The sequence below is a fragment of the Rhodanobacter sp. OK091 genome (genome assembly GCF_900142825.1).
Classification (GTDB): domain Bacteria; phylum Pseudomonadota; class Gammaproteobacteria; order Xanthomonadales; family Rhodanobacteraceae; genus Rhodanobacter.
The window spans coordinates 83,057-105,866 of sequence record NZ_FRCH01000002.1 but is presented as its reverse complement, the minus strand read 5'-3'; the positions used below and the strand labels follow the sequence as shown (position 1 = coordinate 105,866).

Genomic DNA, 22,810 nt, shown 5'->3' with positions numbered 1-22,810 from the left:
TCTCCGCTTGGGAGAAGGGGAATTTTCATGTTGGAACTCTCCTCATGCTGTTGCACATCCCCGACGTCATCGACCGCGAACAAGTCATCCAGATGCGTGCCGCGCTCGACGGCGCCAACTGGACCGATGGCCGCCAAACCGTCGGTACACAAGGCGCCCGGGTGAAACGCAATCAGCAGCTGCCGGATACGTCGCCACTGCGCCAGCAGTTGGGCCAGACCGTGCTGTCGGCGCTGGCGAAACATCCGCTCTATCACGCGGCAACGTTGCCGCTGCGTACCCTGCCGCCGCGCTTCAACCGCTACGAGGGCGGCGGCCACTACGGCTTCCATGTCGACGGCGCGGTCATGGCACTCCCCGTCGACGCCGGCCAGCTGCGCAGCGACATCTCCTGCACGCTGTTCCTCAGCGAACCGGACGACTACGACGGCGGCGAGCTGATCGTCAGCGACACCTACGGCGAGCATGAGGTGAAACTGCCGGCCGGCGACTTGATCGTCTATCCCTCCAGCAGTCTGCATCGGGTGCAACCGGTGACGCGCGGGGCGCGGCTGGCCGCATTCTTCTGGGTGCAAAGCCTGATCCGCGACGACAGCCGGCGCCGGCTGTTGTTCGAGCTGGATACGTCGATCCAGGCCCTGACCCAATCCGGCGCCGATGCCGCTGCGGTGCTGCAGCTGACCGGCGTCTATCACAACCTGCTGCGCCAGTGGGCCGAAACCTGAGCACTTAGGGCACCCTTATAGCAGCGATTGCCTCCACCGCCACTGACTCTGCGTCGCCAGCTGTTCCCACCACGCGCCGTGGGGCGGATAATCGTCGGCCCTTGATGCAACGCGGCTGAATAATGTTCGTACCTGGTCAACGCTGGATCTCCTCTGCCGAACCCGAGCTCGGCCTCGGCACCGTATTGCGCGTCGAAGGACGCGGCGTGCAGGTGCTGTTCGCCAAGGCCGGCGTGCTGCGCCCTTACGCCATCGACTCGGCACCGCTGCTGCGCGCCGAGTTCCGCGCCGGCCAGCGCGTGGCCGGCAAGGGCATCGCGTTCCTGGTCGAGCGGGTGGAAATTCGCGACGAGCTGCTGATCTACCGCGGCGAAGGCCGTGAGCTGGAAGAAGGCCAGCTCGACGACGAGCAGAGCGTGAGCCAGGCCGACGACCGGCTGATCGGCGGCCGCACGGATGCCGTCGCGCAGTTCGAACTGCGCCTGGAAGGCCTCAAGCGGCGTGCGGAAGCACGCCGTTCGCCGATGTGGGGCCTCGGCGCCGCGCGGATCGGGCTGGTGCCGCACCAGCTGCGCGTGGCCGGCATTGCCTCCGCGCGCCGGCCACCACGGGTACTGCTGGCCGACGAAGTCGGCTTGGGCAAGACCATCGAGGCCGGCATGATCATCGCCCGCCAGCTCGCCACCGGTCGCGCTTCGCGTGTGCTGCTGCTGTTGCCCGACACGTTGGTATACCAGTGGTTCGTCGAGCTGCTGCGCCGCTTCAATCTCAGTTTCGCGATCTATGACGAGGAGCGTTGCGAGGCGCTGGAACAATCCGGCGACGACAGCAACCCGTTCGAGGACGAGCAGCTGGTAATCGCCGACTTCGGCTTTCTCGAAAATTCGCCGAAACACGCGCAGCAATTACTGGATGCACCGTGGGATCTGCTGGTGGTCGACGAGGCGCACCATCTGGCGTGGTCGCCCGAGACCGCCAGCCCGCGCTACACGATGGTGGAACGGCTCGCTGCCGCCGTCCCCGGCGTGATTCTGCTCACCGCCACACCGGAACAGCTCGGCCGCAGCGGCCACTTCGCCCGCCTTCGCCTGCTCGACCCACAGCGTTATTACGACCTGGACGGCTATCTGGCCGAAGCCGACGCCTATCAGGCACTGTCGAAGATCGCCGATCGGCTGCTCGACGGCAACGCGCTCGACGACGCCCAGCGCGCTACCCTCGCCGAAGCCTTCCACGGCGACGAGTCGCTCATCGCGCAGCTGGCCGAATCGACCAAACCGGCGAACGCGCGCGACCTGCTCGCCGCGCTGATCGACCGCCATGGCACCGGTCGTGCGATGTTCCGCAACAACCGCGCCGGCGTCGGCGGCTTTCCCAAGCGCCAACCCGAATGGCACCTGCTCGATGCCGAAACGCTGCAGGAGAACACTCGCCAGTCGCTGCTGGCCGAATTCCACGCCGACATCCAGCAGCCATCGCCGCTGATCGAGGTCGACTACAGCACCGACCCGCGCATCGACACCTTGATCGCGTTGCTCGATCAGCACCCGCAGGACAAATTCCTGCTGATCTGCCGCAGCCACGCCAAGGTGCTGGCATTGGAAGACGTACTGCGCACACGCAGCGGTGTCGCCGTGGCCCGCTTCCACGAAGGCCTCGGCATCGTGCAGCGCGACCGCAATGCCGCGTATTTCGCCCAGCCTGACGGCGCGCGCCTGCTGCTGTGTTCGGAGATCGGCTCGGAAGGACGCAACTTCCAGTTCGCGCACCGGCTGATCCTGTGGGATCTGCCACTGGATCCGGACCTGCTCGAACAGCGCATAGGCCGCCTCGACCGGATCGGCCAGAAACACGACATCAACATCCATATCCTGGTCGTCGCCGACAGCGCACAGCACGTGCTGGCGCGCTGGTACGACGAAGGGATCGACGCGTTCCGCGTCAGTCCGGCCGACGGCCGCGAGCTGTTGCGCCGCTATGGCGAACCGCTGGCCCGGCTGGCCGACGAACATGCGCGCGGCGACGACAACCGCGACCAGGAACTGGACGTGCTGCTGGCCGAAACCCGTGCCAGTCACGAACAGATGGCCGAACTGATACGCGGCGGCCGCGATCATCTGCTGGAGCTGGCCGCCAGCCGCGACCTGCATGCCGACGAACTGCAGCAGGCGTTCGCCCGCGAGGATGTCGATCCGGGCCGCGACGCGTTCGTGCAGCGCCTGCTCGAAGCCTTCGGCATCCACGCCGAGGAGCTCGGCGGCCAGGTGCTGCTGCTCGATCCGCAATACCTTTCCACCGACGCCCTGCCCGGCTTCGCGGAGGGCCCGCAATCGGTGACGTTCGCCCGCGACGTGGCCCTGGCGCGCGAAGAGTTGCCGCTGCTGCGGCTGGATCACCCGTTGGTCGCCGGCGCGATGGATCTGGCGCTGTCCGGTGAACAAGGCAATGCGGCTTTCATGGTCGACGATGTATTGCCGGCGCGCACTGCCTTGCTGCAGGCCATCTATGTACTCGAATGCGTGGCCGATCGCCGACTCGACGCCGAGCGCTTCCTGCCGACCCTGCCTATCGTGGTCACCGTCGATACCCGATTGGCCGAGCGCGCCGATTTCGTCCCCAGCGACATTGCCTTGCGCAAGGCCGCCGATCGGAATATCGAAGTCGTGCGCTACCGCAAGTTCCTCGGCAAGCTGGTGCCGCCGATGCTGGCCCGCGCCGAGACACTCGCCACGGCGCGGGGACAGGCCAGCATCGACGAAGCGGTGAGCCTTGCCACCGAGACGCTGGATGCCGAACTATCACGCCTGCTTGCATTGCACGCAGTGAACCCGTCGGTCAGCGAAACGGAAATCACCGCCGTGGCCGACGAACGCACCCGCTTGCTGGCTGCGTTGCCGCTATCCCGCCTGCGTCTGGACGCGGTGCGTTTCGTGGTCAGCCCGGATTTCCTCGCGCTGCGCTGAGCCGGCGGCGCTGCGGCGACCGCCGGTCGCAAACCCCGTTGCTGTGCTGCTGCCTAGTGATCAGCCGACGGGTACGTTCTGTACCGCCAGCAAGCGGCGGTCGACGCCAAACACCTTGTACGCAAGCGTCAGCAACAGTACCCACGCCACACCCACATACAGCGCCACCCGGGTATCCGGGCTGTAGCCGAGCATCACCAGCACAAACGCGAGAAACGCGAGGCACACCACGCTGCTCAGCGGCCACCAGCGCAGCTGGAACGCCAGTGCGCCCGTCTGCTGCCGGCGGAAACGCCAGTGCGCGATCAGCACCATGCCCCACGTCCACACGGTATTGAAGGCGAGGATCGACATCATCATGCCGAAGATGCGCTCGGGCACTAGATAGTTCAGCAGCACGCCCACCATCAGGCAGGCCATGGTCACCAGCACGCCGCGCACCGGTACGCCGTGCTTGCTCAAACGCTGCAACGCAATGGGCGCCTGCCGCTTGGTCGACAGGCTGTACAGCATGCGGCTGCCGCTGAAGGTGGTGGAGTTGAAGCTCGACAGTGCCGCGGTGATGACCACGAAATTGATCAGCCCGGCCGCCTGCGGGATGCCGAGCTTGGCGAAGGTCACCACGAACGGGCTGCCTTGCGTGCCCAGCTCGTCCCACGGATAGATCGCCATGATCACGAACAATGCGCCGACATAGAAAATCAGGATGCGCCAGATCACCGAGTTCACCGCACGCGGGATCGTGCGCTCCGGCTGCGCCGCCTCGGCCGCCGCCATGCCGATCGTCTCGATGCCGCCGAACGAGAACACCAGCACCGGCAGCGCCAGCACCATGCCGGTCACTCCGTTCGGAAACCAGCCGCCGTGCGTCCACAGATTGGACAGACCCACCGGATGGCCCCCATTGCCCCAGCCGAGCCAGATGATGGTGGCGCCGCCGAGAATCATCAGCACCACCGTGAGCACCTTGACCAGCGCGAACCAGAACTCCAGCTCGCCATAGACCTTCACCGCCATCAGGTTCAGTCCACCGATCATCGCCACGCTGCCGAAGGTCCAGATCCACTGCGGCAGATCGGGATACCACTGCTTCATGTAGATGCCGACCGCCGTGCTCTCCGCGATGCCCACACCCATCATCAGGATCCAGTAGTTCCAGCCGGTGAGATAGCCGGCGAACGGCCCGAGATACTTGTGCGCATACGTGCTGAACGAGCCGGCCACCGGATCTTGCACCGCCATTTCGCCGAGCGCGCGCATGATGATGAAGATCATCGCGCCACCGAACAGGTAGGCGAACAGCACCGACGGGCCGGCCAGCTTGATCGTGCTGGCCGAGCCGAGGAACAGGCCGGCGCCGATCGCCATGCCCAGCGCCATGAAAGTGATGTGGCGCGGGGTCAGCCGGCGTTGCAGGGATTCAGACATGGTTTCCGCTCATGGATGGGTACGATGGGCATCGGTCAACGCATCAGGCGCCGCTTTGGCTTGAACGGCAGCCGTCCGCGCCAGTACTCGATCAGCACGTAGCCGCCGAGCATACCGCCCAGATGGGCGAAATGGGCGATGCCGGCCTGGGTGCCGGTAACGCCTTGCACCAGTTCGACCACGGCGTAACCCGTCACGAACAACCATGCCGGCATCGGCACCGGCAGAAAGATCAGCATCATCTTTTCCTGCGGATACAGCATGCCGAAGGCAAGCAGTATGCCGAACAGCGCACCCGACGCACCCAGCGTGGGGTAGAAGCCGTGAGTGAACCAGTGCACCACGATCAGCTGGGCAATGGCCGCCACGATCGCGCAGACAAAGTAATAGATCAGGAAATGACGCGCACCGAAGGTGCGCTCGATCGTCCCGCCGAACATGTACAGGCCGAACATGTTGAACAGGATATGCGTGAAGCTGCCATGCATGAAGGCGTACGTCACCACCTGCCAGACGCGGAAACCCGCAGTGATGACATTGCCGTCGGGCGTCTCGCCGGAGATATCCGGGCCGAGCGGCCATAACGCGAAATGCTGCGTCAGCGCCAGGCTCGTCTGGTCGCGCAGCATTAGTTGCAGCAGGAATACGACAACATTGGCAATCAGCAGATTGCGCGTGACAGGGGGCAAATCAAAAGGCATCGGATGGTTTCCGGAAGGTCAACGGCCAGCGTAGCGACGGCGGCGAGAAGCCGCCAGCGATGACATCCCGATGCTGACTGTGCCTGGCGGAAATCGTTCCTCCAGGACCGGCGCAACGCGGCACGATGTGAGCGCAGTAAACGCAAAAGCCGCCCTGCGGCGGCTTCCGACGTGGATAGTAGCGGGTTTGCTCAACCCTTGTTCGCCACCATGGCTATCGCTTCCGGCCGCTTGGCACCGGCAAAGCGCTTGGCCCAGTAGCCCTCGTCGAGACTGGAAATCTCCACCGACTTGCCGGTGTTGGGCGAATGAATGAAGCGGCCATTCGAAATGTAGATCCCCACGTGCGAAATGTTCCGCTTGCCATGGGTACGGAAGAACACCAGGTCGCCCGGCTTCATGTCGGCACGCTTGACCTTGAGACCGGCCAGGAACTGCGAGGCCGAGTTGTTCGGCAACTGCATGCCGATCGCATGGGCAAACACGTAGCGGACGAAGCCGCTGCAATCGAAGCCGGTGGAGGGATCATGGCCACCGCGCACGTAACGGATATCGCGCAATTTCATCGCCATCGCGATCAGCGACTTGCGCAGATCGGTAGCGCTTTCGGTACCGTCGAGAGCCGTCGCCAGCTCGTCACCTTCAACCTGGGTGGTAGCGGCGGTGTTGTCGACTTCCGTATCGCCGTTCCCGACCGCTTCACTGCTGCGCAGCAAGGTCTGCGGACGGGCGGAAACGAGGCCCTGGCCCAGCAGCATCGGTGCGGGGCTGAAGGTCGGCGCCTGGTTCAGCCATGACGGCATGGCTTTGGCGGCGGCCTGGGCGCCATCCAGCGCGAAGGGGCTGGGCTGTAACGAAGCGAAAACCGGCAGCGCCGGCTTCATCTCAAAGACCACTGCGACATTCGTGGTGGCGGGGCTGGAGGTGTCTGCAACGCTGGCGACGGATGCCGTCGACTTGGAATGAATGGATTTGTGCGTCGCTGTGTGTCGGGTCTGCGTCTGCTTGTGATGAACCAGCTTGCCTTGCGTGTGCTTCCCCTGCTGCACGTGTTTCGCCGGGACCGACTTGCCGTGCGTCTTGCTGGTCGTTGCCTGTACGGGTGCCATCACGAACAAGGCTGCAGCGAGCACGGAAAAGGCGGTCAATCGGTTGATCGGCATGCGGGGGAAATCCCTTGCTAATGTCGCTGCATTCGGCCGCCTGCAGAAGCTGACGACGTGACGAAGTAGTGAACTTAACAAGAAGACGGCGTGTGGATGTTGGATTGAGGTTAACTGAACTCTGGCGTTTCAAAAAACGGCGACAGAGCGCACATTTCGCCCAACTCATTGATTCAACGTCATTTATGCCTTTGACGGCGTTTCCGGCCAGTCATGCGAATCCGGATAGGACCGGCTGCCGAAGATCGCGGTGCCGATGCGCACTTCGGTCGCGCCCTCGGCGATGGCGAGCGGAAAATCGCCGCTCATGCCCATGGAAAGCCGAGGGATGTCATGGCCTTGCGCGATAGCTCGATCACGCAGCTCGCGCAGCAGCCGGAAGCAGCCACGCACTTCAGCCGGGTCGGTGGATTGGATCGCCAAGGTCATCAGGCCGCGCACGCGCAAAGTGTCGTAGCCGCGCAAGGTATCCAGGAAACCGCCTAGCTGTTCGGGCGGCAACCCGTATTTGCTGGGTTCGGACGAGGTCTTCACCTGCACCAGGACGTCGATCGCACGCCCCTCGTGCTGCAGCCGCCGATCCAGCGCCTCGGCCAGTTCCAGCCGGTCCAGCGATTGCACTTCGCTGGCCAGCCGCGCCACGTCTTTGACCTTGTTGGTCTGCAGGTGGCCGATCATCACCCAAGCTATGCCGCAGTCGGCCAGCGGCGGCGCCTTGTCGCGGATCTCCTGCACCTTGTTCTCGCCGAAGCGGTGCAGGCCCAGCCCGACCGCGGCCCGGATCAGCTCCGGGCCGAAGGTTTTGCTGACCGGCAGGATGTTCACCTCGCCCGGGTCGCGGCCCGCTTCGCGGCAGGCATCATCGACGCGCCTACGGATTTGCGCCCAGTTCGCGGCCAGATAGGCGGTATCCGTGCTCATGCGCCGACCATCGGGCTCAGGCCTTGGCACTCTGTTCGTGGTGCCGCGCCACTACCTCGGCCACCACCATGGTCACTTTCTTGCCGGTGGGGATGTGCAGGAACTCGTTCGGGCCATGCGCGTTGGAATGCGGGCCGAGCACGCCGGTGATCAGGAATTGCGCCTTCGGGAACTTCTCGCCCAGCATGCCCATGAACGGAATGCTGCCGCCCTCGCCCATGTAGGTCGCCGGCGCGCCGAAGTAGTGCTGCGAGGCATCGCCAACCGCCTGCTCCAGCCACGGCGACAGCTGCGGCGCATTCCAACCGCTGCCATCTTTCTCCAGCGCGAAGGTGACTTTCGCGCCGTACGGCGGATCCTTTTCCAGCAGTTGCTTGAGGAACTCACCGGCCTTGGCGCCGTTGAGCGTGGGCGGTACGCGCAGGCTCAGCTTCACCGAGGTCTGCGGCCGCAACACGTTGCCGGCGCTGTCCAGCGGCGGCATGCCGCCGATCCCGGTCACTGCCAGCTGCGGGCGCCAAGTGCGGTTGAGCACGAGTTCCGCCAGATCGTGGGTGACCGGCTGGGTGTCTCCAGCCCACGGAAATTTGTCGTAGATATCGGAGCCCAGCACGCCGGCCGAGAGCTTGGCCTGCTCGACCCGCTGCGCCGGGATCTCGACGTACAGCTCCTTCGGCTTGATCTGGCCGGTAACCGGATCTTCCAATCGCGACAGCAGCTCGCGCAGGATGCGGAAGCTCGACGGCACCACGCCGGAAGCGTCACCCGAATGCACGCCCTCTTCCAGCACTTGAACGGTGAGGTTGCCGCCGGTCATGCCGCGCAGCGAAGTGGTCAGCCACAACTGGTCGTAGTTGCCGCAGCCGGAATCCAGGCACACCACCAGGGACGGGCTGCCGATGCGCGCGGCCAGATGATCGACGTAGTACGGAAGGTCGTAGCTGCCGGATTCTTCGCAGGCCTCGATCATCACCACGCAACGCGCATGCGGGACGCCTTGCTCGTGCAGCGCCAGCAGCGCGGCCAGCGAGCCGAAGATCGCATAGCCATCGTCGGCGCCGCCGCGGCCGTACAGCTTGTCGCCCTTGATCACCGGCGTCCACGGCCCCAGCCCCTCCGCCCAGCCGGTCATCTCCGGCTGCTTGTCCAAGTGGCCGTACAGCATGACGGTATCGTCGCCCTGGCCCGGCACTTCGATATAGATGAGTGGCGTGCGCCCTTCCAGCCGCACCACTTCCAGTGTCGCACCCGGCAACGCGGCCAGCTTGGAACGTGCCCAGGTCTCCATCAGCTTGACCGCGGCGTCCATGTAGCCATGCTCGACCCACTTGGCATCGAACATCGGCGACTTGTTCGGAATACGGATGTACTCGACCAGCTGCGGCACGATTTCGTCGTCCCACAGGCCGCTGACGAAGCGGGAGAGGCGAGCAGTATCCATAGTCAAACTCCATCAGGCGGTCAGATTCGCATTGTAGCAGTGCGGTCCATCGGCACTGACACGGCATCAGGAAGTCCCCACAGGCGCCGACGCGCATGCCGCACGCCGTCATTGCGGCACACCCGACTGCGCGCTTCGCCACGGCCACGCACAGTGAAGTCGCGGTATCTCGCCGCCTCATTATTCGCGCTCAAGGAGAAAGGCCATGTTCAACAAGCTTGCCGCACTCGCCTTTGCACTGACCCTCGCCGCACCGGGGCTCTTGCTGGCCGCCACACCGGTCAACATCAACCAGGCCGACGCAGCCACCATCGCCAAGTCGCTGGATGGCATCGGCCAGTCCAGAGCCCAAGCCATCGTGGATTGGCGCACAGCGCACGGGCCGTTCAAGAAGGCCGATGACCTGCGCCGCGTCAAAGGCATCGGCAAGGCCACGATCGAGCGCAATCGCGACGCGATCCTGCTGGGTGACGACACGCCGGGCACCGTCGCCAAAACGGACGCCCCGGCCAAGGCTGCGTACAAGAGCAAGAAGGCTGTCGTCGAAGAAGCCACGGCTGAAGAGTAGGCAGGACCTCCCGCCATGGACGGGAAGCCGGCGGCGCGATCCATGGCGGGCCGCGCCGCTTGCGTTACACTCGCGCGCCCATCCAGCCGTCGTCCCTCCATGATCCTGCCGCGTTACCACATCGCCGCTTCCACTATCCACGGCGCCGGTAACGGCCTGTTTCTCGATGAAACCGTGGCAGCGGGACGCATCATCACCGCCCCGGACGGCATCGAGCAGACCTTTCGGCACGCCGACATCATCGCCTCACCCGAGCTCAGCGCGCAGTTCCACGCCAGCGCGCGCTGGTTCGAGGATCGCTACACGCTGTCGCCCGACTGGCCGGACGAGTGCTACATCAACCACAGCTTCACGCCGAACGGGCTGTGGCACCTGGGCTTCGTGTTTGCGCTGTCCGAGCTGCCGCCCGGCACCGAGATCACCGTGGACTACCGGCACCTGCTGCCGCCGGGTCAGGCCGAGGATTTTGTCGATTCGGTCACAGGTGAGATAATCGCCGGCTTGTCCTGGCAAGAGAGTCTCGCCAGCAGTACCCGTGCACTGGCCGAACTGCTGGGTGCCACCTACCGTTGATCGTAAATGTTTGATATCCCTACTCTTGAAACGGCGCGCCTGCGCCTTACCGCGCTGACCGAACAGCATTTCAACGACTACGCCGCGATGCTCGCCGACCCGGACAGCACGCGCTGGATCGGCGATGGCCAGCCGCTGGACCGCACCAATGCCTGGCGCTCACTGGCGATGCTGCTGGGTCACTGGCAGTTGCGCGGGTTCGGCATGTGGGCGCTGGAACTGAAATCCACGGGCGAATTCATCGGCCGTGCCGGCCTGATGTACCCCGATGGCTGGCCCGATCTGGAGCTGGGCTGGATGCTGAAACCGGAACATCGCCATCAAGGCTATGCCACCGAAGCAGGCAATGCCGTACTCGAATTCGCCTGGAAGCATCTGCATGCCCCGCGGGTGATCAGCCTGGTGCGGATCGGCAACGAGGCTTCCGACCGGGTGGCCGAGCGCCTCGGCGGCGAGCACATCGAAGACATGGATTTCTACGGCAGCCACAGCCACGTGTTCGCCTACTACCCGCCGCACCGCGAGCACCGCCGAGCCTACGGCTAGTACGACCAGACGGTCGCCCTGCCGGCTGCGCCGGCAGGGACCGCATTCATCACAAGGCGGGCGGCAACCCGCTGCCGCGGCGCGATGACGACAGCGAACGCGCCACCTCGGCCAGCGCAAACAACCGGGCCACTCGAACCCAGCCGAGTACCAGTACCACCAGCTGCGCCAGCAACACGGCCAGCACCAGGCCCCCCACGCCAATCGCCGTGGTATGCACACGGCCCACGCCGAGCGCCAGCGCGATCGCATAACCGACCAGGCTGATCAGCAGGTAGCACAGCAAGGTGCTGAACGGCCGGCGCAGCAGCTGCATGAAGCCGCGGCCGAACGCACGCGTGGCCGAGCGCAAACCATTGTCCGCGATGAACGCGGCACGGCCCGACTCCACGATGGCCTGCGCCAGCACGAACAGCAGCACAGCCACCCCGATGGCGATATGCGACACGTTGTCCACCTTCGATTCCAGCACCGCCTTGCTTTCGATCCCGTCCACCGCATGGAACACGACACCGATCAGCGCCGCCGCCACCGCATACGGCAGGATCGACCACAGCATCAGGCGGAACATGCGGCCATATTCGACGATGCCGCACTGAAGCAGGTGACTGAAGCCCAGCACGCGTCCGGCGCGCCCGCTGCCGATCACCATACCGTTGAGGAACGGCGACAGCAGCACGGTCAACAGCAGGCCTAACAACGCTACGCCATTGAACCAGCCGGCGCTGTCGCTCAGCGCCGACATGGTGTCGCCAAACATCAACGGGCTGAACTGTGCAGCCCACGCCTGCGCGTGTACCGAGTGATCGAGCAAACCGCTCAGTGCGCGCCATAGCGGCATGCTGACCACCGCCGTCGGCAGCAGCAAAAACAGTATCCACAGCAACAGCAGGCGCCATTGCATCGCCATCAACGGCGCGCGCGCGGCGGCACCGAAATCCACCCGGCGGGAAGCATGTTTACTGATCATCAGAGTGACCCCACCAAGGCATAGAAAGTCTGCAGCAAAGAGGCGACATCCGCGCTCCAGCGACGCGAGGCGGTGCCGTCGGCCTTGGTGGTCAGGCTGTCGTTGAGCTTGTTCGAATCCAGATAAACCTTCTGCTCGGGATCGAGGGCAGCCGAAATCACCTTGGCCGGCTTGGTGAAGACGAAGCGGGCCCAGCGCCGGTCGTCATTCCACTTCACGTCCTCGCTGCTGCCATCGGCAAATTTCACACGCAACAGCTGCGGCACCTGAGCGCCGTCGCGCGACACGGTCACCGTGCTGGTCCACGGAAATGGCCCGCTGCCCGGCTTCGCTTTCGGATGAGCCTTGGCCCAATCCTCACGCTGCTTGTCGATCTGCTTGTCGAGCTCGCTGCTGTTGAACTCGGTGCGCTTGCCATCCTTCAGCACGCTGCCGATCTGTGGCAGCACTTCGACTGTGTCGATGCTGGCGACACGGTCATCGATGCGCGCGGTGCCATACACATACTGGCCGAAGATCTCGTTGACCGCCTTCGCGTTGCCGGAGACATCGATCAGGGTGGTCCGCAGATCGGCCGCGGATGGATGCCGGAAGTGCCAGCGTTTGTAGTACTCGTGGAAGGCACGCTCCGTCACCTCTTTACCCAGGCGCTCTTCCAGATCGTGCATCGCCGTGGCGGTGCGCGAATACACCGTGCCATAGCTGCTGCTGGAAAAACGATCCCATGCATTCTCGCCGAGCGGATCGGCCGGCTGCTTCAGGCCTGAAGCCATGCGCTCCATCGCAAAGCCGGGGAACGATGGCGAAAAACCCAGCCGGCGCAGCATCGGTGTGGTGAGATCGATGTTCTGCCCGCGCTCGCGCAGCATGCGCTGGTCCCAGTATTCGTTGAGGCCTTCATCGAGCATCGGCTCCTCGAATTCGTTCGAGGCGAGAATGCCGTAGAAGTAACCGTGGCCGAACTCGTGGATGGTGACAAAGTCGGAACCGAACTGATCAAGCGTGCCCGGCTCGACCTTGGTGTAGCCCTCGGTGGTGTAGAACGTCGGATATTCCATGCCACCCGCCTCGCTGGCGTTGTACGGCGGTACCACCACGGTGAGCGTGCGGTACGGGTACGCGCCCAGCGTCTTCGAGAAGTAGTCCAGCGAATCGATGCTGGCCTTGAGCTGGGGCTGCGCGCTACCGACGTACTCGGGCGGATACAGCACCTTCAACGCCACCTTCGGGCTACCCGGCCCCTGCCAGCTACCGTCCAGCGTCTGGTAACCCTTGGCCGCCACCCAGGCGAAATCGTGCACGTCGCCTTGCACGAAGTGATACGTGGTCTTGCCGTTCGCCACCTGCGGTTGCTCCTGCAACTGGCCGACCGCGCCGACGGTGTAATCGCTGGGCACCGTCAGGCTCACGTCGTACAGGCCGAAGTCAGCGTAGAACTCGCTGTTGAAATGGAACTCGTGCACGTTCCAGCGCGGCGCGGTGGCGCCACGCTCACCCGCCAGTTCCAGCACGCCGATCTTGGGGAACCATTGCCCGACCAGGTTGAAATCGCCGAACCAGCCGGTGCGCTCGACCACCCGCGGCAACTGGCTGAGGAAGTCGATATCCAGCGTCAAGGTGGCGCCGGCCGCAACCGGTTCGGCCAGATCGATGCGCACCACGGTCTGGTCGGTGGCCGGACCGCCATCGGGCTGCACGAAGGTCCACTTCAGCGCCGCATCACCTTGCTTGACCTGCTGCAGATCGATCCAACCCCATTCGCCTTTCTTCAGCGCGGCCGCACCGCGCGAACGGCCGTGCGCCGTCAGCACTTTGCGTTCGGTGAACCAGGTGCTGCCCTCGTTCTGGAATCCGTTGAGGTACAGATGGAAATAAACGCGACTGACCGGGCGATCGCTGCGATTGCGCCAGGTCATGCGCTCTTTGCCGGTCACCGCATGCTTCGCGGCATCCAGCTCGGCGTCGATCCGGTAGCTCACCACGCGATCGGACAAGGTTGCTTCGTTGCCCGTACGCTCGCCACCCCACGCATCTGCAGTGCTGGGCGCCGATGGGGCGGCCGCGTTGGCGGCGGCAAACGGGATGTCGGGGAGGACGGCTGTACTGGAGCTGGCCGGCGCCGAAGCCGCACTGGGCGGCGTGCTGGCAGCCTTGGTTGGGAGGCTCGACTGCGCCATCAACGTCAACGGACACACCGCAACCGACATGGTCACGGCACACAGATAACCCCATTTGCGTACAACTGGCCGCATGCTTGCTACTCCCCCCGGGCAATTCACGGAGAGTGCACGCAACCGGCTCATGCAGCATAGGCCAGAGGTCATGCCGTCGGCGCGTAAATACCCGATCGTGGGAACTGCAGCCGCCATGAATGGTCAGGAGGGGCGCAGGGCCGCAGATTCCGACGACGCTGACCGCGCCCATCAAGCACCCACTAGAATCTAGAAACCATTCCGGCCAAAGCCTTGTTGTCGGCGGCATCGGCCACCTCAATCCATACGGAGCCCATAATCCACGATGCGCATTTTGCTGGCCGAAGACGACCCTTCCATCGCCGGTGCGATTTGCGCATCGCTGCGGCACGGTGGGCATGCCGTGGACCATGTGACCAGTGGCAGTCTGGCTGACGCAGCCCTGCGCGATCACGACTACGACCTGCTGGTACTGGACCTTGGCCTGCCCTCGCTCGATGGCAGCGAGGTGCTGCGCCGCCTGCGCAGTCGCGGCACGGTGATGCCGGTGCTGGTAGTAACCGCCCGCGACGGCCTGCCCGAACGCATCCGCGTGCTCGACCTGGGCGCCGATGATTATCTGGTGAAGCCCTTCGCGCTGGCCGAGTTCGAGGCACGTGTGCGTGCCCTGCTGCGCCGGGCCAGCAGTCAGGGCAAGCCGGAGCTGGAGTTGGGCCGGCTGCGGCTGGATCTGCCTGGACACCGCGCGTGGATCGACCGGTCGCCACTGGAATTGACTGCGCGCGAATTCAGCCTGTTGGAAGCGCTGGCATTGCGTGCCGATCGCGTCACCAGTCGTGCCCAGCTGATCGAGGCGCTGTGCGACTGGGATCAAGAGTTGACCGACAACGGCCTGGACATCGCGATCCACCGCTTGCGCCGCAAGCTGCAAGGCAGCGGCACCGGCGTGCGCACGATCCGCGGCCTCGGCTATTTGCTGGAAGAAGTGGCGGAATCCGCGGGCAGTTCCGCATGAGTCGCCTGCGTCCCAGCTTGCGTCGCCGCCTGCTGATTTTCCTGCTGATTCCGATGGCTGCCCTGCTGTTGCTGGACGCGCTGCTGACCTATGGCGTGGCGCTGACCTATGCCAACCGGGTGCACGACCGTGACCTGAGCGACGATGCGCTGACCGTGGCGAAGATGCTCGGTAACGACCAGCTGGGCAGCGAGCTGACACCGCAAGCGCGGTTCCTGCTCGAATACGATCCGGGAGGTCGCAGCTACTTCAGCATAATCAGCATGCGACACGGCCTGCTGGCCGGCAACGGGCAGCTGCCGCAGCTCGCGCAGGCGCCTCCACTCGGCGCCGCACCGAGGCTGTACGACAGCAGGCTCGACAAACACAGCCTGCGGGTGGCGACGGTCCGCACTGCATCGCCCCGCGACCCCGGTGACAGCCTGATCATCACCGTCGCCGAAACCCTGCGCGATCGACGTGAACAAGCACGGGAAATCTTGCTGCTGGCGATCCTGATGCAGACCTTGCTGATCGTTTGCGTGCTGTCGCTGGTCTGGTTCGGGGTCAGCCGCGGCCTGCGCGTCATCGACCCACTGACAGCCCGATTGGCGGCCCGTTCGCATGAACTGACTCCGATCGACGGCCCCGATGTGCCGCAGGAAATCCAGCCGCTGACACGCACCATCGACGCGTTGTTCGGCCGCCTGCGCGGCATGCTGGCCTTGCATGACCGTTTCATCGCCGATGCCGCCCATCAGCTGCGCACGCCACTGACCGGGTTGAGCCTGCATGTCGACCGCGCGCTGGCCGATCCGCGACCCGAAACGGTGACCGACGCACTCGTCCACATCCAGCGGTTGACCCAGCGCGCCGCGCGTACATCGTCGCAACTGCTGGCGCTGACCCGTGCGCAGGCAGCGCCGTTGGATAACGTAGAGCGCGGCCTGCTCGACCTGGGTCGATTGATTCCCGAAGCAGTAGCGCAGCGCATCCATGAGGCGATCCGCGCCGGGATCGATCTGGGCTACGAGGGCCTCACCCGACCGCTATATATCGATGGCGACGCGGCCAGCGTGCTGGATCTGCTGGACAATCTGATCGACAACGCCATGCGGTACGCCGGTCGTGGCAGTACCGTCACCGTCAATCTGGAGGCCAGCGCCGATGGCGGCGCCAGCCTCCGAGTCGAGGACAACGGGCCCGGCGTGCCACCCGAACTGCTGCCGCGCCTGCACGAGCGCTTTTTCCGCGCTGCCGACAATGGCGAGGAAGGCAGCGGGCTGGGGCTGGCGATCGTCCAGCGGATTGCCGAACGGCATCACGCCGAGGTGATTTATCGGCTAGCCGAGGAACATGGGCTGGTGGTGGAAGTGCGCTTCCCGCCGCCGTCAATCTCCCCCGCGACCCGCCCCGCATGAGCCTGATCGGCGCATGCTTCGCTGTATACCGCCTAGCGCTGACCGGTCCGGTTTTGCGATCTCGCCCGATGCCCTCAGAATAAGCAGGTACCGGACCACGATCATGACGCGCGAGAGCCGTCACCGAGAACCGACGGATATACCGGCGTCAAGGCATCACCATGGAAAAATGCACCCCGTGCCATTTCGACTGAGCAAGGCAACTCCCGGCAACCGGCTGCGCGCATGCATGCTGGGCGCCGCGCTGTGCGGGCTCGCCGGTTGCGCTGCACCGCTGCCCAAGTTGACGCCGCCCGTGCCAGCCCAATGGCAGCACGCGATGGCCTCGGATCCGGCCAAGCCGACCGATCTGCATGGCTGGTGGCATGCCTTCGGCGATTCCGAACTCGATGCTCTGGTCGACCGTGCGTTGGCCAACAATCTCGATGTGGCCCAGGCGGTCGAGCGACTGCGCGCCGTACGTGCGCTGCGCGACCGCTCCCAGGCGCGCTACCTGCCGTCGCTGCGTGCGAGCACCAACGACGTGGTCGAACCGAGCGCAAGTGCTTCCTACCTGCTGCTCGGCTTCGATGCCAGCTGGGAGTTTGGCCTGTTTGGCCGGGCCGAGGGCACCCGGCGGGAAGCCCAGGGAGCACTGGATGCCGGCCTCGCCGACCTGCGCAGCGCGCAGGTCTCGCTGGTCGCCGAAGTCGTGCGTGAGTGGATCGAGCTGCGCAGCGCCCAACAGCAGGAAAAGCTGCTGCTGGGGATCAACCAGGCCCGCGAGCACGAATGGCAGTTGCAGCAGGTACGCCAGCGCCTGCAACTGGTAGCACCCGGGACGGTGGATCAAGCCCAGGCCGCATTCGCGCAATCCACGGCCGCCCTGGCGGCGCCTCGGCAGGCCATTACGGCCAGTGCCCAGCGACTGGCCATGCTGCTCGGCCGGAACCAGCCCGACGCCGCATGGCTGCAACCGGGCATGCAGCCCGAACTGGGCGCATGGCAGCTCGCCAGCGCCCCGGCCGACCTGGTCCGCACGCGGCCGGAGATTGCCCGCGCAGAAGCGGACGTGCTGCAGGCCGCCGGCGCACTGGCGCTGGCGCATGCCGATCTGTTTCCCAGCATCGGCCTGGGCGGTTCGATCGACTGGTCGACCGACATCGACAACAACCACAGATATGCCAATACCCCCAATTCGATCGTCTCGATAGGGCCGGAACTCAATATTCCCTTGTTCGACTGGGGTATCCGGCTGGCTGCCAAGCATGCGAAGGATCACGAGCTGAAAGCCAGCGTGCTGGCTTACCGGCAAGCGGTGCTGCAAGGTGTGACCGAGGTGGAAACCGCACTGGGAGCCGTGCAGCAGCAGCAGCAGCGTGAACAGCACAGCCTGCTCGCATGGCAGGCGCTGCAGCGCGTCGATCAGGCCGCACAAACGCGGGTGAACCTGCGCCTGGGCAGTCCGCTCGATTTTGCCGAGAGCCGCATAGCCGCCGATCAGGCCGCGATCGAATTGACCGATGCCCGGGCCGGGCACAGCCTGGCCTACGTGGCACTGTTCAAGGCCCTCGGCGGCGCACCGTTGCCGACCGTCGCCGAGACGGATACGCAGCAGCAAGATGCATCCACTCCCGACGGAGCGCGCCGCTGATGGTGGCCCTCGCGCGCAAGACACTGATCTACGAATGGCGGCGCTTTCTGCCGGCCATGCTGGCGGTAGGCTTCGCCGGCTTGTTGCAGTTGCTGCAGATCGCTCTGGTGCTGGGCATCTTCGGCAGCACCAGCCTGTACATCACCGGTTCCTCGGCTGACGTATGGGTGGGTTATCCCGGCACCCAGAGCGTGGGTTCGGGCCGCACCATCAGTGCCGACGTGGAATCGCATGTACTGATGGATCCGGCGGTGCAGCGGGTCGAACCGTATATCTGGGTCGACGGCGACTGGCGCGGCGCTGGTGAAACCGGCGGCGTTTCGGTGTTCGTCTCCGGTATCGATCCGAGTGCCAATGGCCTGATGTTCTCCAAGGCATTGCCGGCCGGATTGCGTGCGCGGCTGGCCGAACCGGACGCCGTCGTCGTCGACCGCTCCGTGCTGGACCAGCTCGGCGTCACCATCGGCCAGACCGCCACCATCAACGGCCATCCGGTGCGTGTGGTCGGCATCAGTAGCGGCCTGCGTGCGCTGGGCGGCGTCAACGTGCTGTGCTCGCTGGATACCGCGCGGCGGCTGAACGACGATCCGGCCGACAGTGGCCCGACTTATCTGGTCGCCAAGCTGCGCGATTCGTCCCAGGCCAATGCGGTCGCCGCGCGCCTGCGTGGCGACACAGCGTTCGGCCCGTACACCACCTGGAGCGCCAAAGATTTTGCACGGCGCTCGGTGCTGTACTGGTTGTTCGATACCGGCGCCGGCGCCGGCGTGCTGTTCCTGGCGGGCATCGTGTTCCTGGTCGGTGCGGTGATCACCAGCCAGACCCTGATCGCCGCAGTCAACGGCTCGGTACGCGAATATGCCACCCTCAACGCGCTCGGCGTAGGCGTGGCGGCATTGCGCAGGGTGGTGCTGGAGCAGGCGTTCTGGGTCGGTGCGCTGGGCCTGCTTGGCGCCAGCGCGTTGGGCATCGTGCTGATGATGCTGGCGCGCAGCCAGGACGTGCCGGTGGTGCTGAACGTGCCGGCGGCGCTGGCCTGCATCATTCTGGTCATGGGGCTGGCCGCCGTCTCCGGGCTGGCCGCGATGCGCAGCCTGCGCCGCGCCGATCCCGCCACGTTGCTGAGGTAGTCGTGACACATCCCGCCGCCGCCACCGAACCTGTACGGACGCCTGCTCTGCTGGCGGAAAACATCTGCAAGGCGTTCGTTTCAGGTCAGCAGCGCACCCAGGTGCTGGATGGCCTCACGCTGAGTATCGAAGCCGGCGAACTGACCCTGATCTCCGGCCCGTCCGGCTGCGGCAAAAGCACCTTGCTGGCCATACTCAGCGGGCTGCAGAAGGTCGATAGCGGGCGCGTGCAGGCGCTCGGCAGTGAGCTGGGCCAGCTCGACCTGCGCGCGCTCGAACGCTTCCGCCTGCAGCACACCGGCTTCGTGTTCCAGGGCTTCAATCTGTTCCCCGCACTGAGCGCCTTCGAGCAGGTCGAGTTGCCGCTGAATCACATGGGTTTGTCGCGCAACGAGGCTCGCCGCCGTGCACAGCAATCGCTGGAGGAGGTCGGCCTGGCGCACCGCATGCGTTTGCGGCCATCCGAACTGTCCGGCGGCGAGAAGCAACGCGTGGCGATCGCCCGCGCGCTGGCCAAGGAACCAGAGCTGTTGTTCGCCGACGAACCGACCAGTGCGCTGGACGCAGCCAACGGCCAGATGATCATCGATATCCTGCACCGGATCGCCCATACCCACGGCACCACGGTGCTGTGCGTCAGCCACGATCCGCGTCTGGTCGTCCACGCCGACCGTGTCCTGGCGATGGAAGATGGCCGCATTCTGAGCGACCGGCACACCCATGCACCGCTCGTCGACAACAAGGAAAACAAGTCATGAAGCCGCCCGCATACCCTACGCCGCGATACTCATACGGCCCGCGGCTGATCCGGCTTGGTGGCATCGCGCTGACGCTGACGTGTCTGCTGGTAGGCTGCTCACGATCCGCCGACGAATCGACCAACGCCACCGCGCCGCCCGCCGCCTACGCCGCCGTGGCGCGCGGCAAGGTCGACATCGAAGGGGGCTTGCTGACGCTGTCGATGCCGCGCGAAGGCACCCTTGCCAAGGTCGCCGTGCATGAAGGCGACCACGTCAAGCAGGGTCAGCTGCTCGCCGCGCTGGACACCCAGCCGGCCACGCTGGCCATCGAAGCCGCCCAGGCGCAACTGGAACAGATACAGGCGCAACTGAAGTTGATCGCGGTCAAACAGGTTGGGGCAAAGCAGCGTGCCCAGCGACTGGCCGCTGCCGTCGCCGCGGGTGCCGGCGACGGTCAGAGCGCCGACGACGCTCGCGAAGCGGCCGCCCAACTCGATGCCGAACAGCAAAGCACCCGCGCGGCGCTGAGCATGGCCAGTCAGAAGCTGGACGAAGCCCGCTACGAATTGAAGCAGCGCAGCCTGCTCGCGCCGTTCGACGCCGACGTGGTGCAGGTGTCGGCGCAACCCGGTGCCAGCGTATCGCCCACCTCCGGCCCGCTGTTCACCTTGTTGCCGCAGAAACCGCGGATCGTCCGTGCCGAACTCAACGACAGTTTCGTCGGCGTGATCCAGCCGGGCATGCCTGCCGAGGTGGTGCCGGACAGCGGCCGCGACGATACCCGCTGGAGCGCGCACGTGCTGCGCATCGGCCGGGTGTACGGCCCGGCTACGCTGGAAAACGACCCGCAGGTGCGCGCCAACGCGCGCACGGTGGAATGTGTGCTGGCATTCGACGAACCCACCTCCGATCAAACCAAGAACCTGCGCATCGGCCAGCGTGTGATGGTGCGCTTTGGCGCCGCCACGACACCGCCCCGTACCGCGCCGAAAGGCTGAGGAAACCGCGTTCTGCGATCCTTAGGCCTGAAGAACCGCGGCCAGCGAATCGCCGCGGTTTCACCGCACAGGGCTACCGCGTGATCCAGCAAACTGATTTCTTCTTCGAGGGCGGCCGCAGCGGCGTGCTGCTGATCCATGGCCTGACCGGCACACCGATGGAAATGCGGTTGCTCGGCAAGGGCCTGAACCGTGCCGGCTTCACCGTGCATGGCATGCAGCTGGCCGGTCACTGCGGCAACGTCGAGGATCTGCTCGCCACCGGCTGGCGCGACTGGTACGCCAGCGTCGAGAAAGCCGCCGACGACATGCTGAAAAAGGTCGACCACCTGTTCGTGGGCGGACTGTCGATGGGCGCGCTGCTGGCGCTCAAGCTGGCGGCGGATCGGCCGCAGCAGGTCGCTGGCGTCGGCGTGTATGGCGCTACCTTCCGCTATGACGGCTGGAGCATTCCGTGGGCTGCGCGACTGTCATTCATGCTGCCGCTGCTGAAGAAGCTCGGCATCGGCCGCAACTTCAGTTTCATGGAACAACCGCCGTACGGCATCCGTGACGAGCGCCTGCGCGCGCAGGTCAGCACGGCGATGCTCAGCGGCGACAGTGCCGCTGCCGGCCTGCCCGGCAACCCGTGGTATTCGCTGGCCGAGATGTATCACCTCGCTGCCGAGGTGCGCAGCCAGTTGCCGCAGGTGACCGCGCCCTGCCTGGTCGCGCATGCCAGCGAGGACGACGTCGCCAGCCTGAAAAATGCCGAACTCGTGATGCGCGAAGTCAGTGCGCCGGCCGAGCTACTGCTGCTCAAGGACAGCTACCACATGATCACGATCGACCGGGAGCGCCGCACCTTGATCGATCGCTCGGCCGCGTTCTTCGACGACATCGCCGCGTCGACCGGCACGCAGCGCATCGCTGCCTGATGATGCCGGCGGAGGGTTCCATCTCCAGCCTGGTGGCAGGCCTGTGGCTGCTCAACATCGTGCTCGACACCGGCGGCCAGCTGGCATTCAAGGCGGCCGCCGGCGATGAGGCCGCCGGTGACGGCCTGGCGCGCTGGAAGCACATGGCGTCACGGCCGTGGTTGTGGCTGGGTATCGCCAGCTACGTGATCGAGTTTCTGGTGTGGATCGCGTTCCTGTCGCTGATTCCGCTGTCCGAAGGCGTGCTGCTGGGCTCGATCAATATCGTCGCGATCATGGTCGCCGGCCGTTTCCTGTTCGGCGAGAAACTGACCCGGCTGCGAGTCACCGGCATCCTGCTGGTCACGCTCGGTGTGGTGATCGTGGGAGTCGGCGGATGAAACGCTTCTATCTGTTCGGCTTCCTGTTGCTGATGGGTTTCGACACCCTTGCGCAGATCAGCTTCAAGTATGCCGGCACGCAGGCACTGCCCGTCGCCGCCAGCCTCGAATGGGTGTTGCGCGTGTTCGGTCAGCCATGGGTCTACGGTGCCGTGATCGGCTATATCGGCGCTTTCTTCACCTGGATGGCCTTGCTCAAGCACGCGCCGATCGGCCCCGCCTTCGCCGCTTCGCATCTGGAAGTGGTGTCGGTGATGCTGCTGTCCGTGTGGTTGTTCGACGAACACCTCAACGCCGCCCGTGTGCTGGGTGCGATCGCGATCATCGCCGGCATCGTCTGCCTGGGCATGGCCGAGAGCCGCGAGCACGTGCCGGAACCGGCCGAAGCCTGAGCACCGGCTAAGCT

The 22,810-nt window shown here is 65.2% G+C and carries 21 protein-coding genes; 14 read left to right on the top strand and 7 right to left on the bottom strand.

All coding sequences use genetic code 11. From position 1 onward, the window contains the following. Positions 1 to 44 precede the first annotated feature (44 nt). Together BUA26_RS10010 and rapA are read left to right on the top strand one after the other, a co-directional pair. The gene (locus BUA26_RS10010; protein ID WP_072760396.1) at positions 45 to 725 is read left to right on the top strand and encodes a Fe2+-dependent dioxygenase; all 681 of its coding nucleotides are present in this window, start codon (positions 45 to 47) and stop codon (positions 723 to 725) included. 122 nt (positions 726 to 847) lie between these two features. Beyond that, entirely contained in the window at positions 848 to 3,688 is a 2,841-nt protein-coding gene (gene rapA, locus BUA26_RS10005) for an RNA polymerase-associated protein RapA (RefSeq protein ID WP_072760394.1), read from the top strand. A gap of 60 nt (positions 3,689 to 3,748) precedes the next feature. Here rapA and BUA26_RS10000 read toward each other — a convergent pair whose 3' ends face one another. The 5 genes from BUA26_RS10000 to BUA26_RS09980 form a co-directional block, all read right to left on the bottom strand. Further along, entirely contained in the window at positions 3,749 to 5,116 is a 1,368-nt protein-coding gene (locus tag BUA26_RS10000; RefSeq protein WP_072760392.1) for an amino acid permease, read from the bottom strand. 35 nt (positions 5,117 to 5,151) lie between these two features. Further along, positions 5,152 to 5,817 carry a rhomboid family intramembrane serine protease gene (locus BUA26_RS09995; protein ID WP_072760390.1) on the bottom strand — a complete coding sequence of 222 codons (666 nt, stop codon included), beginning with the start codon at positions 5,815 to 5,817 and terminating at the stop codon, positions 5,152 to 5,154. Between the two features lie 191 nt (positions 5,818 to 6,008). Beyond that, on the bottom strand, positions 6,009 to 6,701 hold the full coding sequence (locus BUA26_RS09990; RefSeq protein ID WP_072761522.1) for a C40 family peptidase: 693 nt from the start codon (positions 6,699 to 6,701) through the stop codon (positions 6,009 to 6,011). Positions 6,702 to 7,163: 462 nt separating this feature from the next. Then, on the bottom strand, positions 7,164 to 7,901 hold the full coding sequence (locus BUA26_RS09985; RefSeq protein WP_072760388.1) for a YggS family pyridoxal phosphate-dependent enzyme: 738 nt from the start codon (positions 7,899 to 7,901) through the stop codon (positions 7,164 to 7,166). Positions 7,902 to 7,917: 16 nt separating this feature from the next. After that, positions 7,918 to 9,342: a M20 family metallopeptidase gene (locus BUA26_RS09980; RefSeq protein ID WP_072760386.1), complete on the bottom strand. Its 1,425-nt coding sequence runs from the start codon at positions 9,340 to 9,342 to the stop codon at positions 7,918 to 7,920. 205 nt (positions 9,343 to 9,547) lie between these two features. Between BUA26_RS09980 and BUA26_RS09975 the strand changes: the two genes are divergently transcribed. The 3 genes from BUA26_RS09975 to BUA26_RS09965 all read left to right on the top strand — a co-directional run bounded on the left by BUA26_RS09975 (position 9,548) and on the right by BUA26_RS09965 (position 11,029). Continuing rightward, the gene (locus BUA26_RS09975) at positions 9,548 to 9,910 is read left to right on the top strand and encodes a ComEA family DNA-binding protein (RefSeq protein ID WP_072760384.1); all 363 of its coding nucleotides are present in this window, start codon (positions 9,548 to 9,550) and stop codon (positions 9,908 to 9,910) included. Between the two features lie 99 nt (positions 9,911 to 10,009). Continuing rightward, positions 10,010 to 10,483, top strand: coding sequence for an SET domain-containing protein-lysine N-methyltransferase (locus tag BUA26_RS09970; RefSeq protein WP_072760383.1), 474 nt, complete (start codon positions 10,010 to 10,012; stop codon positions 10,481 to 10,483). Positions 10,484 to 10,489: 6 nt separating this feature from the next. Next, a complete protein-coding gene (locus BUA26_RS09965; RefSeq protein ID WP_072760382.1) occupies positions 10,490 to 11,029 on the top strand; it encodes a GNAT family N-acetyltransferase in 540 nt (179 codons plus the stop codon). 49 nt (positions 11,030 to 11,078) lie between these two features. On the opposite strand, the gene BUA26_RS09960 is transcribed toward BUA26_RS09965, so the two are convergent. Next, a complete protein-coding gene (locus tag BUA26_RS09960) occupies positions 11,079 to 11,999 on the bottom strand; it encodes a hypothetical protein (protein ID WP_072760381.1) in 921 nt (306 codons plus the stop codon). Beyond that, positions 11,999 to 14,251, bottom strand: coding sequence for a M1 family metallopeptidase (locus BUA26_RS09955; RefSeq protein WP_083572970.1), 2,253 nt, complete (start codon positions 14,249 to 14,251; stop codon positions 11,999 to 12,001). The genes BUA26_RS09960 and BUA26_RS09955 overlap by 1 nt, the downstream gene beginning before the upstream one ends. A 265-nt stretch (positions 14,252 to 14,516) precedes the next feature. On the opposite strand from BUA26_RS09955, the gene BUA26_RS09950 reads away from it, so the two are divergent. From BUA26_RS09950 to BUA26_RS09910, 9 genes are all read left to right on the top strand, one after another. After that, on the top strand, positions 14,517 to 15,206 hold the full coding sequence (locus tag BUA26_RS09950) for a response regulator (RefSeq protein ID WP_072760379.1): 690 nt from the start codon (positions 14,517 to 14,519) through the stop codon (positions 15,204 to 15,206). After that, positions 15,203 to 16,606, top strand: a complete 1,404-nt coding sequence (locus tag BUA26_RS09945; RefSeq protein ID WP_072760378.1) for a sensor histidine kinase — start codon at positions 15,203 to 15,205, stop codon at positions 16,604 to 16,606. The genes BUA26_RS09950 and BUA26_RS09945 overlap by 4 nt, the downstream gene beginning before the upstream one ends. 178 nt (positions 16,607 to 16,784) lie before the next feature. Beyond that, positions 16,785 to 18,239 (top strand): efflux transporter outer membrane subunit, encoded by a 1,455-nt coding sequence (locus BUA26_RS09940; RefSeq protein WP_072761521.1) that lies wholly within the window; start codon positions 16,785 to 16,787, stop codon positions 18,237 to 18,239. Beyond that, positions 18,239 to 19,369 (top strand): ABC transporter permease, encoded by a 1,131-nt coding sequence (locus tag BUA26_RS09935; RefSeq protein WP_072760377.1) that lies wholly within the window; start codon positions 18,239 to 18,241, stop codon positions 19,367 to 19,369. Before BUA26_RS09940 ends, BUA26_RS09935 begins: the two co-directional genes overlap by 1 nt. A gap of 2 nt (positions 19,370 to 19,371) precedes the next feature. Beyond that, positions 19,372 to 20,127, top strand: a complete 756-nt coding sequence (locus tag BUA26_RS09930) for an ABC transporter ATP-binding protein (RefSeq protein ID WP_072760376.1) — start codon at positions 19,372 to 19,374, stop codon at positions 20,125 to 20,127. Beyond that, the gene (locus BUA26_RS09925) at positions 20,124 to 21,107 is read left to right on the top strand and encodes an efflux RND transporter periplasmic adaptor subunit (protein WP_072760375.1); all 984 of its coding nucleotides are present in this window, start codon (positions 20,124 to 20,126) and stop codon (positions 21,105 to 21,107) included. Before BUA26_RS09930 ends, BUA26_RS09925 begins: the two co-directional genes overlap by 4 nt. An 80-nt stretch (positions 21,108 to 21,187) precedes the next feature. Beyond that, positions 21,188 to 22,024: an alpha/beta hydrolase gene (locus BUA26_RS09920; RefSeq protein ID WP_072760374.1), complete on the top strand. Its 837-nt coding sequence runs from the start codon at positions 21,188 to 21,190 to the stop codon at positions 22,022 to 22,024. After that, on the top strand, positions 22,024 to 22,404 hold the full coding sequence (locus BUA26_RS09915; protein WP_072760371.1) for an EamA family transporter: 381 nt from the start codon (positions 22,024 to 22,026) through the stop codon (positions 22,402 to 22,404). The genes BUA26_RS09920 and BUA26_RS09915 overlap by 1 nt, the downstream gene beginning before the upstream one ends. After that, positions 22,401 to 22,796 (top strand): DMT family transporter, encoded by a 396-nt coding sequence (locus BUA26_RS09910; RefSeq protein ID WP_072760369.1) that lies wholly within the window; start codon positions 22,401 to 22,403, stop codon positions 22,794 to 22,796. The genes BUA26_RS09915 and BUA26_RS09910 overlap by 4 nt, the downstream gene beginning before the upstream one ends. Positions 22,797 to 22,810 lie beyond the last annotated feature (14 nt).

Excerpts from the sequence above, each read along its gene's own strand:
- BUA26_RS10010 (WP_072760396.1), top strand. The coding sequence starts at position 45 with ATGCTGTTGCACATCCCCGACGTCATCGACCGCGAACAAGTCATCCAG.
- rapA (WP_072760394.1), top strand. The coding sequence starts at position 848 with ATGTTCGTACCTGGTCAACGCTGGATCTCCTCTGCCGAACCCGAGCTC.
- BUA26_RS10000 (WP_072760392.1), bottom strand. The coding sequence starts at position 5,116 with ATGTCTGAATCCCTGCAACGCCGGCTGACCCCGCGCCACATCACTTTC.
- BUA26_RS09995 (WP_072760390.1), bottom strand. The coding sequence starts at position 5,817 with ATGCCTTTTGATTTGCCCCCTGTCACGCGCAATCTGCTGATTGCCAAT.
- BUA26_RS09990 (WP_072761522.1), bottom strand. The coding sequence starts at position 6,701 with ATGAAGCCGGCGCTGCCGGTTTTCGCTTCGTTACAGCCCAGCCCCTTC.
- BUA26_RS09985 (WP_072760388.1), bottom strand. The coding sequence starts at position 7,901 with ATGAGCACGGATACCGCCTATCTGGCCGCGAACTGGGCGCAAATCCGT.
- BUA26_RS09980 (WP_072760386.1), bottom strand. The coding sequence starts at position 9,342 with ATGGATACTGCTCGCCTCTCCCGCTTCGTCAGCGGCCTGTGGGACGAC.
- BUA26_RS09975 (WP_072760384.1), top strand. The coding sequence starts at position 9,548 with ATGTTCAACAAGCTTGCCGCACTCGCCTTTGCACTGACCCTCGCCGCA.
- BUA26_RS09970 (WP_072760383.1), top strand. The coding sequence starts at position 10,010 with ATGATCCTGCCGCGTTACCACATCGCCGCTTCCACTATCCACGGCGCC.
- BUA26_RS09965 (WP_072760382.1), top strand. The coding sequence starts at position 10,490 with ATGTTTGATATCCCTACTCTTGAAACGGCGCGCCTGCGCCTTACCGCG.
- BUA26_RS09960 (WP_072760381.1), bottom strand. The coding sequence starts at position 11,999 with ATGATCAGTAAACATGCTTCCCGCCGGGTGGATTTCGGTGCCGCCGCG.
- BUA26_RS09955 (WP_083572970.1), bottom strand. The coding sequence starts at position 14,251 with ATGCGGCCAGTTGTACGCAAATGGGGTTATCTGTGTGCCGTGACCATG.
- BUA26_RS09950 (WP_072760379.1), top strand. The coding sequence starts at position 14,517 with ATGCGCATTTTGCTGGCCGAAGACGACCCTTCCATCGCCGGTGCGATT.
- BUA26_RS09945 (WP_072760378.1), top strand. The coding sequence starts at position 15,203 with ATGAGTCGCCTGCGTCCCAGCTTGCGTCGCCGCCTGCTGATTTTCCTG.
- BUA26_RS09935 (WP_072760377.1), top strand. The coding sequence starts at position 18,239 with ATGGTGGCCCTCGCGCGCAAGACACTGATCTACGAATGGCGGCGCTTT.
- BUA26_RS09925 (WP_072760375.1), top strand. The coding sequence starts at position 20,124 with ATGAAGCCGCCCGCATACCCTACGCCGCGATACTCATACGGCCCGCGG.
- BUA26_RS09915 (WP_072760371.1), top strand. The coding sequence starts at position 22,024 with ATGATGCCGGCGGAGGGTTCCATCTCCAGCCTGGTGGCAGGCCTGTGG.
- BUA26_RS09910 (WP_072760369.1), top strand. The coding sequence starts at position 22,401 with ATGAAACGCTTCTATCTGTTCGGCTTCCTGTTGCTGATGGGTTTCGAC.